This is a genomic window from Streptomyces aurantiacus JA 4570 (assembly GCF_000414115.1).
Taxonomy (GTDB): domain Bacteria; phylum Actinomycetota; class Actinomycetes; order Streptomycetales; family Streptomycetaceae; genus Streptomyces; species Streptomyces aurantiacus_A.
The window spans coordinates 17966-34718 of the sequence record NZ_AOPZ01000059.1 but is presented as its reverse complement, the minus strand read 5'-3'; the positions used below and the strand labels follow the sequence as shown (position 1 = coordinate 34718).

Below are 16753 nucleotides of genomic sequence, written 5' to 3'. Positions count from 1 at the left end.
CCGCGGCGGCCCGCACCGCGGCCGCGGACGCCGCCCGCGCCGCCCTCGACCCGGCCACCGGCACACTGCTCCGCGGCGCCCTGCTGCTGCCCCCGGCGGGCGAGCGCCCCCAGCTCTTCCTGACCGCCCATCACCTGGCCGTGGACAGCGTCTCCTGGCGCATCCTCCTGCCCGACCTCGAACAGGCATACCGGCAGGCGGCCGCCGGAGAACCCGTCCAACTGGAGCCCACCACCACCGAGTTCACCGACTGGGCCGTCCACCTGTCGAGCCGGGCGCGGGCCGGAGAGCTCGACGACGACCTGCCGTACTGGACGGCCGAGGCCGCCGAACCCCGCACCCCGCTGCCCGTCGACCGGACCGCCGCCCCGCTCGCCGGATCGGTGCGCACCGTCAGCACCCGCGTGGACCGCGCCACCACCGAGGCGCTCCTTCGCCGGGTGCCCGCCGCCTACCGCACCCAGGTCAACGACGTGCTGCTCAGCGCCCTCGGCCGCGTCCTCGCCGACTGGACGGGCGCCGAGCGCGTGACCGTGGCCCTGGAGGGACACGGCCGCGAAAACGACACGGTCGACGTGTCCCGCACGGTGGGCTGGTTCACCACCCAGTACCCCGTCACCCTCACCCCCGCCGGGCCGGCCGCCGCACCCGACTGGGGTGCCACCCTGAAGGCGGTCAAGGAGCGGCTGCGCGCCGTGCCCCGGCGCGGTCTGAGCTACGAGGCGCTGGCCCGCCTCGGCTCGCCCGATCCCGCCGCGCGGACACTGCGCGAACTGCCCCTGCCCCAGGTGTGCTTCAACTACCACGGGCAGTGGGACACCTCCGGCGGCCAGGAGTTCGCACCGGCCGCCGACGTGCCCGGCCGGGACATGGCGGCCGACGAGCCCCTGGACCACCTCCTGGACGTCTCGGCCGTGGTGGCCGACGGCGAACTGGAGATCATCTGGCACTACAGCGAGCAGACGCACGACGAGGACACCGTCCGGGATCTGGCCGACGCCATGGTCCGGGCGCTCGGCGCGATCACCGAGCACTGCGCGCGCCCCGACGCGGGCGGCCGCACCCCCTCCGACTTCCCGCTCGCCCGCCTGGACCAGGCCGCCGTGGACCGCCTCGCCGGAGACGGCCGCGACGTGGAGGACCTGCTTCCGCTGACGCCGCTTCAGGAAGGCATGCTCTTCCACCGCCTGGTCGGCGGCCCCGACGACGTGTACGTCGACCAGGCCGTCCTGCTCCTGGAGGGCGTCGCCGACCCGTCCGCCTTCGCCGCGGCCTGGCAGCGCGTGACCGACCGGACGCCCGCGCTGCGGACCTCGGTGGTCTGGGAGGACGTACCCGTGCCGCTCCAGGTCGTGCACCGCGACGTACGCGTGCCCGTCACCCACCTGGACTGGCGCGAGCTCGACGAGGACGAACGGTCCGAGCGCCTCGACCGGTTCCGTTCCGAGGACCTCGCGCGCGGCATCGACCTCGCCGCGGCCCCGCTGATGCGCCTCACCCTGATCCGCCTGCCAGACGCGCGCCTGCGCCTGCTGTGGACCTCCCACCACCTGATCCTGGACGGCTGGAGCCTCGCCCAGGTGCTCTCCGAGGTGTGCGAGGAGTACGCGGTCCTCACCACCGGAAGCACCCCGCAGCCGATCGTGCGCCGGCCCTTCGCCGACTACGTGCGGTGGCTGGCCGAACAGGACGCCGACGCCGGGCGCGCGCACTGGCGCGCGGCCCTCGACGGCTTCGCCACGCCGACCCCGCTGCCCGTCGACCGCCCCCTGGGCGAGGCCCACCAGGCACGCTCCGCGGGCGTCCACACGGCCGGACTGTCCGACACGGAGTCCGCGACGCTCGCCCGCACCGCCCGGGGGGCCGGACTCACCGTCAACACCGTGGTCCAGGGCGCCTGGGCGCTGCTCCTGTCCCGCTACAGCGCCGAGCAGGACGTGGTGTTCGGCACCACGGTGTCCGGCCGCCCCGACGACCTGCCGGGCGTCGAGTCCATGGTGGGCATGTTCATCAACACCGTGCCCACCCGCGTCCGCGTCGACAGCGGGGCCACGGCGAGCGCGTGGCTGCGCGAACTCCAGGAAGCCCAGGCCGAGGCGCGCCGGTTCGCCGCGGTCTCCCTCGCCGAGCTGACCTCGCTGAGCGACGTGCCGTCCGGCACCCCGCTGTTCCACAGCATGGTCGCCTTCGAGAACTACCCCTTCGACGAGGCCCGCACGGCCGCATCCGGCGTGCGCCTGGCGGACGTCACCTCGCGCGACGCCACCAACTACCCCCTCGTGCTGCGCGCCTACCAGAGCGACCGCGTCGGCTTCGACCTCGCCTACGACCCCGAGCTGTTCGACATCGGCACGGTCCGGGCGCTCGCCGACCGGCTGTGCCTGCTGCTCGCCGAGATCGCAGCGGACCCCGAGCGCCCGCTGCGCGCCCTGCCCTGGACGACCGCCGAGGAGCGACGCCGCCTCGCCGGCCCTGACGGCACCGAACACGCCCGTCCCGCCGCCACCTTGGTGGACCTCTTCGAGGCCCAGGCCGCCCGTACGCCCGACGCCACCGCCGTCACCTGCGGGAACGACCGCCTCGACTACGCCACGCTCGACGCGGAGGCCGGACGCCTTGCCCACCGCCTCGCCGAGGCCGGCGCAGGCCCCGAGCACTTCGTGGCCCTCGCCCTGCCCCGCTCCACGGAACTTGTCGTGGCGATCCTCGCCGTCCTGAAGTCGGGCGCCGCCTATCTGCCCATCGACCCCAAACTGCCCGCCGAACGCGTGGTCCACCTACTCGGCGACGCGGCCCCCGTCACGCTGGTGACCACCACCGACGCCGCCGTGCCCGCCGAGGGCACCGGTGTGCCCGTGCTGCTCCTGGACGACCCGGCGGTCCGCGCCGACCTCGCCGGCCGCCCGGCCACCCTGCCGGAGCCGGTCCGCCGTCCGCTGCCGGAGAGCCCGGCCTACGCCATCTACACCTCCGGGTCCACCGGGCGCCCCAAGGGCGTAGTGGTGCCGCACGCCAACGTCGTACGGCTGTTCACGGGCACCCGGCACTGGTTCGGCTTCGACGAGCACGACGTGTGGACGCTGTTCCACTCCTACGCCTTCGACTTCTCCGTGTGGGAGCTGTGGGGGCCGCTGCTGCACGGCGGCCGGCTCGTCGTCGTCCCCGACGACATCGCCCGCTCCCCGGAGGACTTCCTGCGCCTGCTCGTCGACGAGCGGGTCACCGTCCTCAACCAGACCCCGTCGGCCTTCTACCCGCTGGCCCGCGCCGACGCCGAACACCCCGACCTGTCCGCCCGTTTGGCGCTGCGCACGGTGGTCTTCGGCGGCGAGGCCCTGGACGTCGACCGGCTCGCCGACTGGTACACGCGCCACCCGGACAACGCGGACGACGCGCCGCGCCTGGTCAACATGTACGGCATCACCGAGACCACCGTGCACGTCACCTACGAACCCCTGGACCGCACGACGGCGCGCGCGGGCACCGCGAGCCCCATCGGCACCGGCATCCCCGACCTGCGGGTCCATGTGCTCGACGGCGACCTGGCGCTCGTACCACCCGGTGCGATCGGCGAGATGTACGTGGCGGGGGAGGGCCTGGCCCGCGGTTACCTGGGCCGGCCGGGGCTGACGTCGACGCGCTTCGTGGCCGACCCGTTCGGCCCGGCCGGCAGCCGCATGTACCGCACCGGCGACCGGGCGCGCCGGCGGGCCGACGGCACCCTGGAGTACCTCGGCCGCGCCGACCAGCAGGTGAAGATCCGCGGCTACCGCATCGAGCCCGGCGAGATCGAGGCCGCCCTGCACCGCCACCCGGGCGTGGGCGCCGCGACGGTCGGCGTGTACGAGGACGCCTCCGGGACGCGGCGTCTGGTCGCCCACGTCGTCGGGGCGGGGAGCGGTTCCGGAACGGAGCCGGGCGGTGCTTCCGGCACCGGCACGCGAGGCACCGTCCCGGGCGACGAACCCGTCCGCGCGCAGCCGTCCGCCGCGCCGTCCGCCGCCGACCTGCGCGCCCACCTGGAGCGCCTGCTGCCCGCCCACATGGTCCCCGCCGCCTACGTACCGCTGGCGGCCCTGCCGCTGACCGTCAACGGCAAGCTCGACCGGCGCGCGCTGCCCGCCCCCGGGCCCGACGGCTTCGCCACCGGCACCGACCGCACCCCGCCGCGCACCCCCGCGGAACGCGCGGTCGCCGCCGCCTGGGCGGACGTGCTCGACACCGACGCCGTGGGCGCCGACGACGACTTCTTCGCGCTCGGCGGCGACTCCATCCTCGCCGTGCGCGTCACCTCCCGGCTGCGGGCGGCCTTCGGCACGGACGTCTCGCCGCGGCTGCTGTTCACCCACCCCACGCTGTGCGCCCTGGCCGCCGCCCTCGGCGACCCGGTGGCCGGCGGGGGCGCCGGGGCCGACCTCATCCCGGCCGCGGACGCCGGCACCGCACCGCCGCTGTCGTACGCCCAGCAGCGCCTGTGGTTCCTCGACCGCTTCGAACCGGGCAGCACCGAGTACACGACGCTGTCCGTGCTGCGGCTGCGCGGCTCCCTCGACGAGGCAGCCCTGCGCGCGGCGCTGGACGGCCTGGTCACCCGGCACGAGGCGCTGCGCACCACGTTCGCCGAGGAGGAGGGCCGGGCCCGGCAGGTCGTCCATCCGCCGTACGCGGTGGAGCTGCCCCTCGACGTCCTGTCGGGCACCGACCAGCTGGACGCCGTCCTCGACCGGGCCGCCGCGACCCCCTTCGACCTGTCCACCGGGCCGCTGCTGCGCGCCCGGCTCGCCCGCTTGGCCGCCGACGAGCACGTGCTGGTGCTCGCCGTCCACCACATCGTCACCGACGGCTGGTCCGGAGCCGTCCTCGGCCGCGACCTCGGCGAGCTGTACACGGCGGCCCTGGAGCAGCGCGCCCCCGAGCTGCCCGGACTGCCCGTGCGGTACACCGACTACGCCGCCTGGCAGCGCGCCCGCACCGATCTGGCCGATGAGCAACTCGCGTACTGGCGTACGGCGTTGGCCGGTCTGGAACCGCTGGAGCTGCCCACCGACCGGCCGCGCCCCGCCGTGCGCACCCGCGCCGGCGCCCTGCTGACCTTCAGCCTGCCCGCCGAGCTCACCGAGCGGCTGCGCGCGACGGCCCGAAGCGCCGACGCCACCCTCTACATGACGCTGCTGACGGCCTGCCAGGTCCTGCTCGCCCGCTGGGCGGACCAGGAGGACATCGCGGTCGGCACCGTGACCGCGGGCCGGGAGCGGGCCGAACTCGACGACCTGGTCGGCATGTTCGTCAACACACTTGTGCTGCGCGGCCGGGTCCGCCCCGACGCGTCGTTCCGCGAGCTCCTGACCGAGGCGCGCACCACCGTCCTGGACGCCTTCGCCCACCAAGAAGTGCCCTTCGAGCGGCTCGTGGACGCCCTGGAGCCCGAGCGTGACACCAGCCGCACGCCCCTGTTCCAGGTCATGGTGGCCCTGCACAACCTGGGCGCGGAGACACCCCGCATGCCCGGCCTGGACGTCGAACCCGTGACGCCGCCGGTGCGCAACGCCACCTTCGACCTCGCCTTCGACTTCGTCGAACACGACGGGGGCGTCACCGGCCACCTGGAGTACAACACCGGCCTGTTCGACGCCGACACCGCCGACCGCCTGGCCGCCCGGCTGACGCTGCTCCTCGAATCCGCCGCCGCCGACCCGGAGAAGAAGGTCGGGGCGCTGCCGCTGATGACCGCCGCCGAGCGGCGGCAGGTCCTTGAGGAGTGGCAGGGCGAACGGCTGCCCGCGGCGGACAGCGCCTTCCCGGCCCTGTTCGAAGCACAGGCCGCACGCACCCCGCACATCACCGCCCTGGCGGCCCGCGACACCACGCTCGACTACGCGGCCCTCAACGACCGCGCCAACCGCCTCGCCCACCACCTCATCACCCTCGGCGTCGGCCCCGAGGACGTCGTCGCCGTCCGGCTGCCGCGCACCACCGACCTGTTCGTGACCCTCTTCGCCGTCCTGAAGGCGGGCGGCACCCTCCTCTGCGTCGACCCCGAACTGCCCGAGGAGCGCGTGACGTTCCTCCTCACGGACACCGCCCCGCGCACGGTCCTGACGGCCGAGACCCTGCGCGAGGTGCCCTGGGACCGGCTGCCCGCGCACGACCCGGCCGACGCCGACCGCCTGGCGCCGCTGCGCCCCGACCACGGCGCCTACATCATCTACACCTCCGGCTCCACAGGGCGGCCCAAGGGCGTTCTCGTCGAGCACCGGCAGCTGGTCAACCTCTGCCACGACCACCGCGAAGGGCTCGTCGCCCCGCACACCGCCGACGGGCGACGCCTGAAGGCCGCGCTCAGCGCCTCCTTCTCCTTCGACACCTCCTGGGAGGGTCCGCTGCTGCTGGCCCTCGGCCAAGAGGTGCACCTCGTCGACGAGGACGTACGCCTGGACCCCGAGGCGTTCTGCGCCCAAGTCGACGACGCCGGACTGGACTTGGTGAACGTCACCCCGTCCTTCCTGCGCGAACTCACCGCCGCCGGACTCCTCGCCCCCGGCCGCCACCACCCGCGCGTGCTCCTGGTCGGCGGCGAGGCCGTCGGCACCGACACCTGGCGCGAGCTGTGCGCGGCACAGGACCTCGGCGTCACCGCGTACAACATGTACGGGCCCACCGAGTGCACCGTCGACGCCGTCTACGGCCGCTGCGCCGCGGAGCCCGGGCGCCCCGTCATCGGCCGCCCCGGACGCGCACTGCGCGCCTACGTCCTGGACGGCGCGCTGCGGCCGGTGCCGCCCGGCGTGCCGGGCGAGCTGTACCTGGCCGGCGCCCAGGTGGCCCGCGGCTATCTGAACCGGCCCGGCCTGACCGCCGCCCGCTTCCTCGCCGACCCGTTCGGCGGGCCGGGGGAGCGGATGTACCGCACCGGCGACCGCGCCCGCTGGGACGCGCGGGGGCTCCTGGAATTCCTGGGCCGCGCCGACGAGCAGGTGAAGATCCGCGGCTTCCGCGTCGAGCCGGGCGAGGTGGAGGCCGCGCTCCTCGCCGCGCCGGACGTCGCCGAGGCCGTGGTGACGGCCCGTGAACACGCGGGCCGCGTCATGCTCGTGGCATACCTGGTGCCCGCGGGCGAGCACACCCCGTCGGCCGACGACCTGCGGATCCGGCTGCGCCGGACCCTGCCCGACCACATGGTGCCCGCGGCCTTCGTGCCGCTGGCGAGGATCCCGCGGACCAGCAGCGGCAAGACCGACCGGCGCGCGCTGCCCGCCCCGCCCGCGCAGCCCGACAGCACCACGCCGTACGTGGCGCCGCGCCCCGGCACCGAGGAGCTCCTGGCCGCCATCTGGGCCGAGGTCCTGGGCGTCGAACGGGTGGGCGCGCGCGACGACTTCTTCACGCTCGGCGGCGACTCGATCCTCAGCATCCAGATCGTGTCCCGCGCCCGGCAGGCCGGACTCGCCCTGTCCACCAAGGACGTCTTCCGCCACCGCACGGTCGCCGAACTCGCCCTGTGCGCAAGGGAAGCGGCGCCCAGGCCCACGGCGACGGGCGGCACCGCGCCCACCGAGGCGCCGCTGACCCCCATCCAGCGCTGGTACCTCGACGGCCGCCGCCCCGGCGACCCGCTGCGCTTCACCATGACCCAGCGCCTCGAACTGGCCCCGGGCGCCGACCTGTCCGCGCTGCGGGAAGCCGCGGACGCCCTCGTGCGCCACCACGCCGCCCTGCGCACCCGCTTCCGCCACACCGGTGACGGCTGGCGCCAGGAAGTCCTGCCGGAGCCCCCGGACGGCATCGTCACCCACCACGACGTGGCGGACCTGGACGACCCCGGCGTGGAGGCCGAGGCGCAGCGGACGGCGGAGGCCGCTCAGGCGTCCCTCGACCCCACCGAGGGCCGGGTCGTGCGCGTCCTGGTCTTCGACCGCGGTCCCGGCAGGTCCGCGCAACTCCTCGTCACCGTGCACCACTTGGTGATGGACGGCGTGTCCTGGCGCATCCTGCTCGCGGACCTGGAGACCGCCCACCGTGCCGCCGCGGCAGGCCGGGCCGTCGCGCTGCCCCCGGTGGGCACCGCCTACGGCCAGTGGGCCGCCCTGCTCGACCGGCACACCCGCTCCGGCGGCCTCGACGCGGACCTCGCCTACTGGACGCGTACCGCCGTGCCAGCCGCCCTGCCCGCGGGCCGGACCGGGCCCAACACCCACGGCACCGCCGCCACCGTCACCGTCACGCTGGCGGCCGACGAGACCGAGGCGCTGCTGCGCCAGGTCCCCGACGTCTACCGCACCCAGGTCAACGACGTGCTGCTCAGCGCCCTCGCCCGCACGCTGGCCCGCTGGTGCGCCCACGACACCGTGCTCATCGGGGTGGAGGGGCACGGCCGCGAAGACCTCTTCGACGGCCCCGGTGACCTCTTCGACGGCCCCGGTGACCGCGTCGACGCGGCCGGTTCCGCCGACGTCGACCTGTCCCGGACCGTCGGCTGGTTCACCGCCGAGTACCCCCTCGCCCTGACCGTCGACCCGGACGCGGGATGGCGCACCACCCTGCGGTCCGTCAAGGAACAGCTGCGCGCGGTCCCGCACCACGGCCTCAGCCACCAAGCCCTGCGCCGACTGCTGCCGGACAGCCCGCTCGCCGACGCCCCCGCGCCACAGGTCGGGTTCAACTACCACGGGCAGTGGGACACGGGCAGCGGCGGCGGCACCGGCGCCGGCGGCGGCCTGTACGGCGGCGCGCTCCCGCCGGCCGGGCGCGACACCGACCCCGACGAGCCCCGCCCCTACCTCCTGGACATCACCGGCGTCGTCCAGGACGGCCGGCTCGAACTCGGCCTGACCTACCCGACCGCCGTCTACGACGAGTCCACCGTCCGCCGCCTCGCCGAGGACACCTGCGCGGCGCTGCGCGACATCGTGGCGCACTGCGCGCTGCCGGACACCGGCGGCCGCACCCCGTCCGACTTCCCCCTCGCCGGCCTCACCCAGGAGCAGCTCGACCAGTTGGTGGGCGACGGCAGGCAGGTGGCGGACGTCCTGCCCCTGACACCCCTGCAGTCCGGGATGCTCTTCCACGGCCTCGTCGACGACGCGGGCGCGTACTTCGACCGGACCGCGGTACGGCTGACCGGCGTCGCCGACCCGCAGGCATTCGCGCACGCCTGGCAGCAGGTGGCCGACCGCACCCCGGCGCTGCGCACCAGCGTCCACTGGCGGCAACTGCCGCACCCGGTACAGGTGGTGCACCGGCACGCGGACCTGCCCGTCACCCACCTCGACTGGCGCGAGCTGACGCCCGAGCAGCGCGAGGCGGCCACCGAGCGGCTGCTTACCGAGGACCGCGAAGCGGGCATGGAGCTGACCACCGCGCCGCTCACCCGGATCACCGTGGCCGCCCTGCCCGGCGACGAGGTCCTGCTGCTGTGGTCCTCGCACCATCTGATCCTCGACGGCTGGAGCACCGGACAACTCCTCACCGAGGTGTGCGAGCGCTACGCCGCGCTCACCGGCGGCACCGACGCGGCACCGCCGCTGCGGCGGCCGTTCGCCGACTTCGTACGGTGGCTGCGCGACCAGGACGCGGACGCGGCCGAACGGTTCTGGGCCGACACCCTCGCCGGCTTCCCGGCGGCCACCCCGCTGCCGTACGACCGCGCCCCCGCCGAAGCACATCGCGCCCGCTCCGGAGACGCCGTCCACCACGAGCTGGACGTGTCCGTGTCGCGGCGGCTGCGGGAGACGGCCGCCCGCGCCGGACTGACCGTCAACACCGTGGTGCAGGCCGCCTGGGCGCTGCTGCTCGCCCGCTACAGCGGCCGCCGCGACGTCGTGTTCGGCACGACCGTGTCCGGCCGTCCGGCCGAACTGCCCGGCGTGGAGTCCATGGTGGGCATGTTCATCAACACCGTGCCGACGCGCGTCCGGGTGCCCTCGGGCAGCGTGCTGTCCTGGCTGCGCGGCCTCCAGGAGGAGCAGAGCGACGCCCGGCGCCACGACTCCACGGCGCTGTCCCGCATCCAGGCGCTCAGCGACGTCCCGGCGGGCCAGGCCCTGTTCGACAGCATGGTGGTGTTCGAGAACTACCCCGTCGACGAGGCGGCCACCGCCCGGACCGGGGTGGGCGTGGCGGACGTGCACGCCGACGACGCCACGACGTTCCCGCTGTGCCTGCGCGCCCACGTCAGCGACCGGCTCGGCTTCGACCTGGCCTACGACGCCGCCCTCTTCGACCACGCCACCGTGGAACGCGCGGCGACCCGGTTCGCCGCGCTCCTCACCCGGCTCGCCGACGGGCTCTCCGGCACGGCCGACGACCTCGACCTGCTCACCGCCGACGACCGGGACCTGCTGCGCCGCTGGAACACCACCGCCCGGCAGGTGCCGCCGCGCAGCCCCGTGGACCTGTTCGCGGAGCAGGCCCGCCGCACCCCGGACGCCATCGCCCTGGACGACGACGGCCACGAGGTGACGTACCGTCAACTCGCCGCCTGGTCCGACCGCGTGGCATCCAGGATGCTCGCCGACGGCCTGCGGCCCGAGGATCGCGTGGCGCTCCTGATGGACCGCTCCGCCGAACTCGTGGTGGCACAGCTAGCGGTCCTGAAGGCGGGCGGCGCCTACGTGCCCGTCGACACCCGGGCCCCCGAGGAACGCCGCCGCACCCTGCTCGAACGGGCGGGCGTCACGCTGCGACTCACCGCCGCCGACGTGATCGCCGCGCACACGTCGGCCGACGTCACTGCCGCGCACACCGCGCCCGGCGCGACGCGCACAGCCCCGGCGCCCGACCCCGACCGCCTCGCCTACGTGATGTTCACCTCCGGCTCCACCGGCGAGCCGAAGGCCGTGGCCGTACGCCACCGTGACGTGGCGTCGCTCGCCACCGACGGCCGCTTCGCCGACGGCGTCTGCGCCCGCGTCCTGCTGCACTCACCGGTCGCGTTCGACGCCGCAACCTTCGAGGTGTGGGCGCCGCTGCTGACCGGCGGCTGCGTCGTCGTGGCCCCGGGCGAGACGGTGGACGCGGCCCTGCTGCGCCGCCTCGCCGGTGCCCGCGCCGACGCCGGTTCCGGTTCCGGTGACGAGGGCCGTGGCGGACTGACCGCGCTGTGGCTGACGGCCGGTCTCTTCCGGCTCCTCGCCCAGGACGCCCCGGACTGCTTCGCGGGCCTGCGCCAGGTGTGGACCGGCGGTGACGTGGTCCCCGCCGCCGCCGTACGTCGCGTCCTCGCCGCCTGCCCCGGCCTGACCGTGGTCGACGGCTACGGCCCGACCGAGACGACGACCTTCGCCACGTCCCACGCCCTGGCGGACGCCACGGACGTGCCCGACACCGTGCCCATCGGCCGCCCGCTGGACGACATGCGCGTCCACGTGCTCGACGCCCGCCTGCGGCCCGTACCGCCGGGCTGCGCGGGCGAGTTGTTCGTGGCGGGCGAGGGCCTGGCGCGCGGCTACCTGGGCCGCGGCGGTGAGACCGCCGCCCGGTTCCTCGCCGACCCGTTCGGCGGGCCGGGGGAGCGGATGTACCGCACCGGCGACCTGGCCCGGCGACGGCCCGACGGCACCGTCGAGTTCCTGGGCCGCGCCGACGACCAGGTGAAGATCCGAGGGTTCCGGGTCGAGCCCGGCGAGGTGGAGGCCGCCCTCGCAGGCCACCCCGGGGTCGGGGACGTGGCCGTGGTGGCCCGCGAGGACCGGTCCGGCGCCCGGCGCCTCGTCGCCTACCTCGTCGGCCCCGCCTGCGACGACCTGGCCGGGCTGCGGGAGTACGCCCTCCAGGCGCTGCCCGACTACCTCGTCCCGTCCGCGTTCGTGCCCCTGACGGCGCTCCCGCTCAGCGCCAACGGCAAGGTGGACCGGGCGGCGCTCCCGGCCCCGGACGCGGGCACGGAGCCCGGCACGCGGACCGCACCGCGCACCGACGCCGAACGCCGCACCGCGGAGGTCTTCGCGGACGTGCTGGGCGTCGACCGGCCCGGCATGGAGGACGACTTCTTCCGCCTGGGCGGCGACTCGATCCTCAGCATCCGCCTCGCCTCCCGCCTCGCCGAGGAGTTCGGGACCGACGTGTCGCCGCGCACGGTGTTCGCCCACCCGACACCGGGCGCGCTCGCCGCGCTGCTCAGCGACCACCGGGCCGACGGCGAGGCGCGCCCCGCCGTCGTCCCCGTCGAGCGCGGCGCCACCGCCCCGATGTCGTACGCGCAGCAACGCATGTGGTTCCTGGAGGAGTTCGCCCCCGGCGGTGCCGAGTACGTCACCGCGCTCGCGCTGCGCCTGCGCGGCCACCTCGACACCGGTGCCCTCGCCACGGCGCTGCGCGGTCTGGTGGCCCGGCACGAGTCGCTGCGCACCACCTTCGACGCGGTGGACGGCCACGGTGTGCAGGTCGTCCACCCGCCGCACGACGTGCCGCTGCCGCTTCAGGACCTCTCCGGGCTGCCCGGCGAGGCACGCGAGGCGCGGCTCGACGACCTGCTGGCTGCCGAGCGCGCCCGCCCGTTCGACCTGCGCGTCGGCCCGCTCCTGCGCGCCGGCCTGGTGCGGCTCGCAGGCGACGAGCACGTCCTGACCCTGACCCTGCACCACATCGTCACCGACGGCTGGTCCACCGCCGTGCTCACCGGCGACCTCGCCCACCTCTACCGGACCCAACTGGGCAGCAATGAGGCCGAGTTGCCGCCGCTTCCGGTGCAGTACGCCGACTACGCCCACTGGCAGCGCACCGCGCCCGGCGCCGACGCGCAGCTCGCGTACTGGAAGGAGCACCTGGCCGACACCCCGCCCCTTGACCTGCCCACGGACCGGCCCCGTCCGCCCGTGCGCACCCGCAACGGAGCGACCGCCCGCCTCGTCCTGCCCCCCGACACGGCCCGGCGCCTCGTCCAGGTGGGCAGGGAGCGGGGCACCACCCTGTTCACGACGCTCGTCGCCGCGGCGCAGACGTTCCTCGCCAAGGTGTCGGGCAGCAGCGACATCGCCGTCGGCACTGTCACCTCGGGCCGTGACCGCGCCGAGATCCAGAACCTCATCGGGTTCTTCGTCAACACCCTGGTGCTGCGCTCCCGCGTCGACGCCGGCCGGCCCTTCCCCGCCTTCCTCGACGACGTCCGGCAGACGGTCCAGGACGCCTTCGCCCACCAGGACGTGCCGTTCGAGCAGGTCGTCGACGCGGTGCAGCCGGCCCGCGACACCAGCCGCACCCCGCTGTTCCAGGTCATGGTCGTCCTGCAGAACTCCCCGGCCGCCGACCTGGACCTGCCCGGTCTGCACGCCGAGGACGTCGAGTCGGAGCTCCAGCACGCGGCGTTCGACCTCGCCCTGGAGTTCGCCGAGACCGACTCCGGAGCCCTGCGCGGCGCCCTCACGTACAACACCGACCTGTTCGACCGGGACACCGCCGAGCGGATGGCCGACCAGCTCGCCACCCTCCTGACCGCCGTCGCCGACGACCCGCACCGCCCCCTCGGCGCCCTGCCGCTGGCCGCCGACGCGGAGCTGAAGTCGCTGCTCGACCAGGGACGCGGCACAGCCGGGGCCGTCCCGGCGGCCACCCTGCCGGAGCTGTTCGAGCGGCAGGTGGTCCGCACACCCGACGCCGTGGCCCTCGTCGAGGGCGCCCGGCAGTGGACGTACGCCGAGGTGGACCGCGCCGCCAACCGGCTCGCCCACCGGCTCATCGGCCAGGGCGTCGGCCCCGAGCGGATCGTCGCCCTCGCCCTGCCGCGCGCCCGCGAAAGCGTGGTCGCGCAGCTCGCCGTCGCCAAGGCGGGCGGCGCCTTCCTGCCGGTCGACCCGAACTACCCCGCGCCCCGGCGGGAGTTCATGGTGCGCGACGCGGACGCGACGCTGGTCCTGGACGACGCGGCGGACGTGTGGGTGCAGGAGGGCCCGGACAGCGCCCCCACCGACGCCGACCGCACGGCCGCCCTCACGCCCGCCCACCCGGCGTACGTCATCTACACCTCCGGGTCCACCGGCACACCGAAGGGCGTCGTGGTGCCGCACCACGGCCTCGCGGGCTTCGCCGCGGCCGCCGTCGAGCAGTACGCCGTCGGCCCCGGCGACCGCGTCCTGCAGTTCGCCTCGCCCAGCTTCGACGCCTCGGTCCTGGAACTGTGCTCCGCACTGCTCAGCGGGGCGACGCTGGTGACGGGCGAGGAGGGGCCGCTGGTCGGTGAGCGCCTCGCCGAGGCCCTCGCGGAGCAACGCGTCAGCCACACCCTCATCCCGCCCGCGGCCCTGGCCACCGTGGCGCCCGGGACCGCCGGAGCGCTGCCGGACCTGCGCACCCTGATCGTCGGAGCCGAGGCATGCCCGCCCGACCTCGTGGAGCGGTGGGCCCCCGGACGCCGGATGATCAACTCGTACGGGCCGACGGAAGCCACGGTCGTCGCCACCTGGACGGGCCCGCTGAGCCCCGGCGCGGCCGCCCCGCCGATCGGCCGCCCGGCCGGCGCCACCCGCCTCTACGTCCTCGACGCGGCCCTGTGCCCCGTCCCGCGAGGAGTGACCGGGGAGCTGTACGTGGCGGGCCCCGGCCTCGCCCGCGGCTATCTGAACCGGCCGGGGCTGACCGCCCAGCGGTTCCTCGCCGACCCGTTCGGCGGGCCCGGGGAGCGGATGTACCGCACCGGCGACCTCGTCCTGTGGGGGGCGGACGGCCAACTGCGGTTCACCGGACGGGCCGACGACCAGGTCAAGCTGCGCGGCTTCCGCATCGAGCCCGGCGAGATCGAGAGCGCCCTGCGCGGTTCCCCGCAGGTGCGGGACGCGGCCGTCGTCGTCCGCGCGGCTCCGCGCGCGGACGACCCGGGTGACGCGGCGGACGACACCGAGAGCGGCGCGGAGGCCACGGCCGGACGGACGGCCGCCGCCGAGCACGGCCGCCTCGTGGCGTACGTCGTCCCCGCCGACCCGGACCCCGAGAGCCTGTCCCTCGCCGACCTGCGTGACCACCTGGCCGGGCTGCTCCCGCCGCACATGGTCCCGTCCGTGTTCGTCCCGCTGGACCGCCTGCCGCTCACCCCGAACGGCAAGACGGACCGCCGTGCCCTGCCCGAACCCGGGCCCGCCCACACCGGCACCGGAACGCACACCGCGCCGCGCGACGACACCGAACGCGAGATCGCCCGCATCTGGGGCGACGTCCTGGGCGTCGACGACGTCGGCGCACACGACAACTTCTTCCACCTCGGAGGCGACTCGATCCTGAGCATGCAGGTGGTGTCGCGACTGCGCCGCGAGGGCCTGCACCTGGCCACCCGCGACCTGTTCACCCACCAGACCGTGGCCGAACTCGCCACCGTCGTGCGCGCCGCACCCCAGCGCTCCGAAGAAGGCCCGGTGACCGGCGACGTACCGCTCACCCCCATCCAGGAGTGGTTCCTGACCACGCCGCGCGCGAGCCACCACCACTTCAACCAGTCGGCGCTCCTGGAACTGCGCGCCGCACCCGACCCGACGGCGCTGCGCGCGGCCCTGGGCGCCCTGCTGAAGCACCACGACGCCCTGCGCATGCGCTTCACCCACGACGCCGACGGCTGGCACCAGTTCAACCCGCCGCCCTCCGACGGTGCCGAGGACGGGGGCACACCGGTCCGGTACGACCTGGCGGGTCTGTCGGCCGAGGAGGCCGACGCCGCCATGGAGAAGGCCGCCGACGACCTGCACACCGGCTTCGACCTCGGCCGCGGCCCGCTGCTGCGGGCGGCCCTGTTCACCGGTGACGCGGACCGCCCGGTCCACCTCCTCCTGGTGGCCCACCACCTGGTCGTGGACGCCGTGTCCTGGCGGATCCTCTGCGACGACCTGGAAGCCGCCTACCACCAGGCCGTCCGGGGGGAGCCCATCGCCCTGGGGGAGCGCACCACCTCCTTCCTGGACTGGTCGCGGCGGCTCGCCGCCCACGTCGCCGAGGGCGGCCTCGACCACGAACTGCCGTACTGGCAGGAGGCGGTGACAGCGGAGGCGGTGACAGCCGAGCCGCTGCCGCCCGCCGACCGGCCGGGACCGGACGCGGGGGAGACCCGCACCCTCACCGTGGAGCTCGGCGAGGAGGACACCACCGCCCTGCTGAGGTCCGCGCCGACCGCGTACCGGACCCGCGTCAACGACGTCCTGCTCGCCGCGCTCGCCCTGGCCCTCGCCCGCTGGACCGGCGGCGACCGGGTCCGCCTCGACCTGGAAGGACACGGGCGCGAGGACGTGCTCGACGACGTCGACCTGTCCCGCACGGTCGGCTGGTTCACCACCGTCCACCCGGTCGCCCTCCAGGTACCGGAGCCGGACGACCTCGGCCCGTCCCGCGACTGGCGGGCCCTGGTGAAGTCCGTACGCCGCCAACTGCGCACCGTCCCCGGCAACGGACTCGGCTTCGGCGCGCTGCGCACCTTCGGCCCGCCCGAGGTGCGTGCGGAACTGGGCGCGGCGGCGCACGGGCAGGTGGTGTTCAACTACCTCGGCCAGTGGGACGCCCGGTCGACCGCGCCCGAGGGCGCCCTGGTGCGCGCCGAGCACGGCTCGTTCGGCCAGGACCACGACCCCCGCGACAGCGGCTCGCATCCCCTGGAGGTGGTGGGCGCGGTGCAGGACGGCCGCCTCGCCTTCACCTGGCACCACCGGCCCGGCCTGCACGACACGGAGACCGTACGCCGCGTGGCCGACGAGTTCGCCACCGCCCTGCGGCACATCGCCGGGCACGCCAGGGGCAGCGCGCCCGGCCCCGCCCGGAGCCGCCGATGAGTCCGCGCCGCCCCGGA

The 16753-nt window shown here is 75.4% G+C and carries 1 protein-coding gene; it reads left to right on the top strand.

Going from position 1 to position 16753, the window contains the following annotated elements:
- Positions 1 to 16736, top strand: a 16736-nt coding sequence (locus STRAU_RS07620) for a non-ribosomal peptide synthase/polyketide synthase (protein ID WP_037658036.1), incomplete at its 5' end; no start/stop codon positions are given.
- Positions 16737 to 16753: the final 17 nt, after the last annotated feature.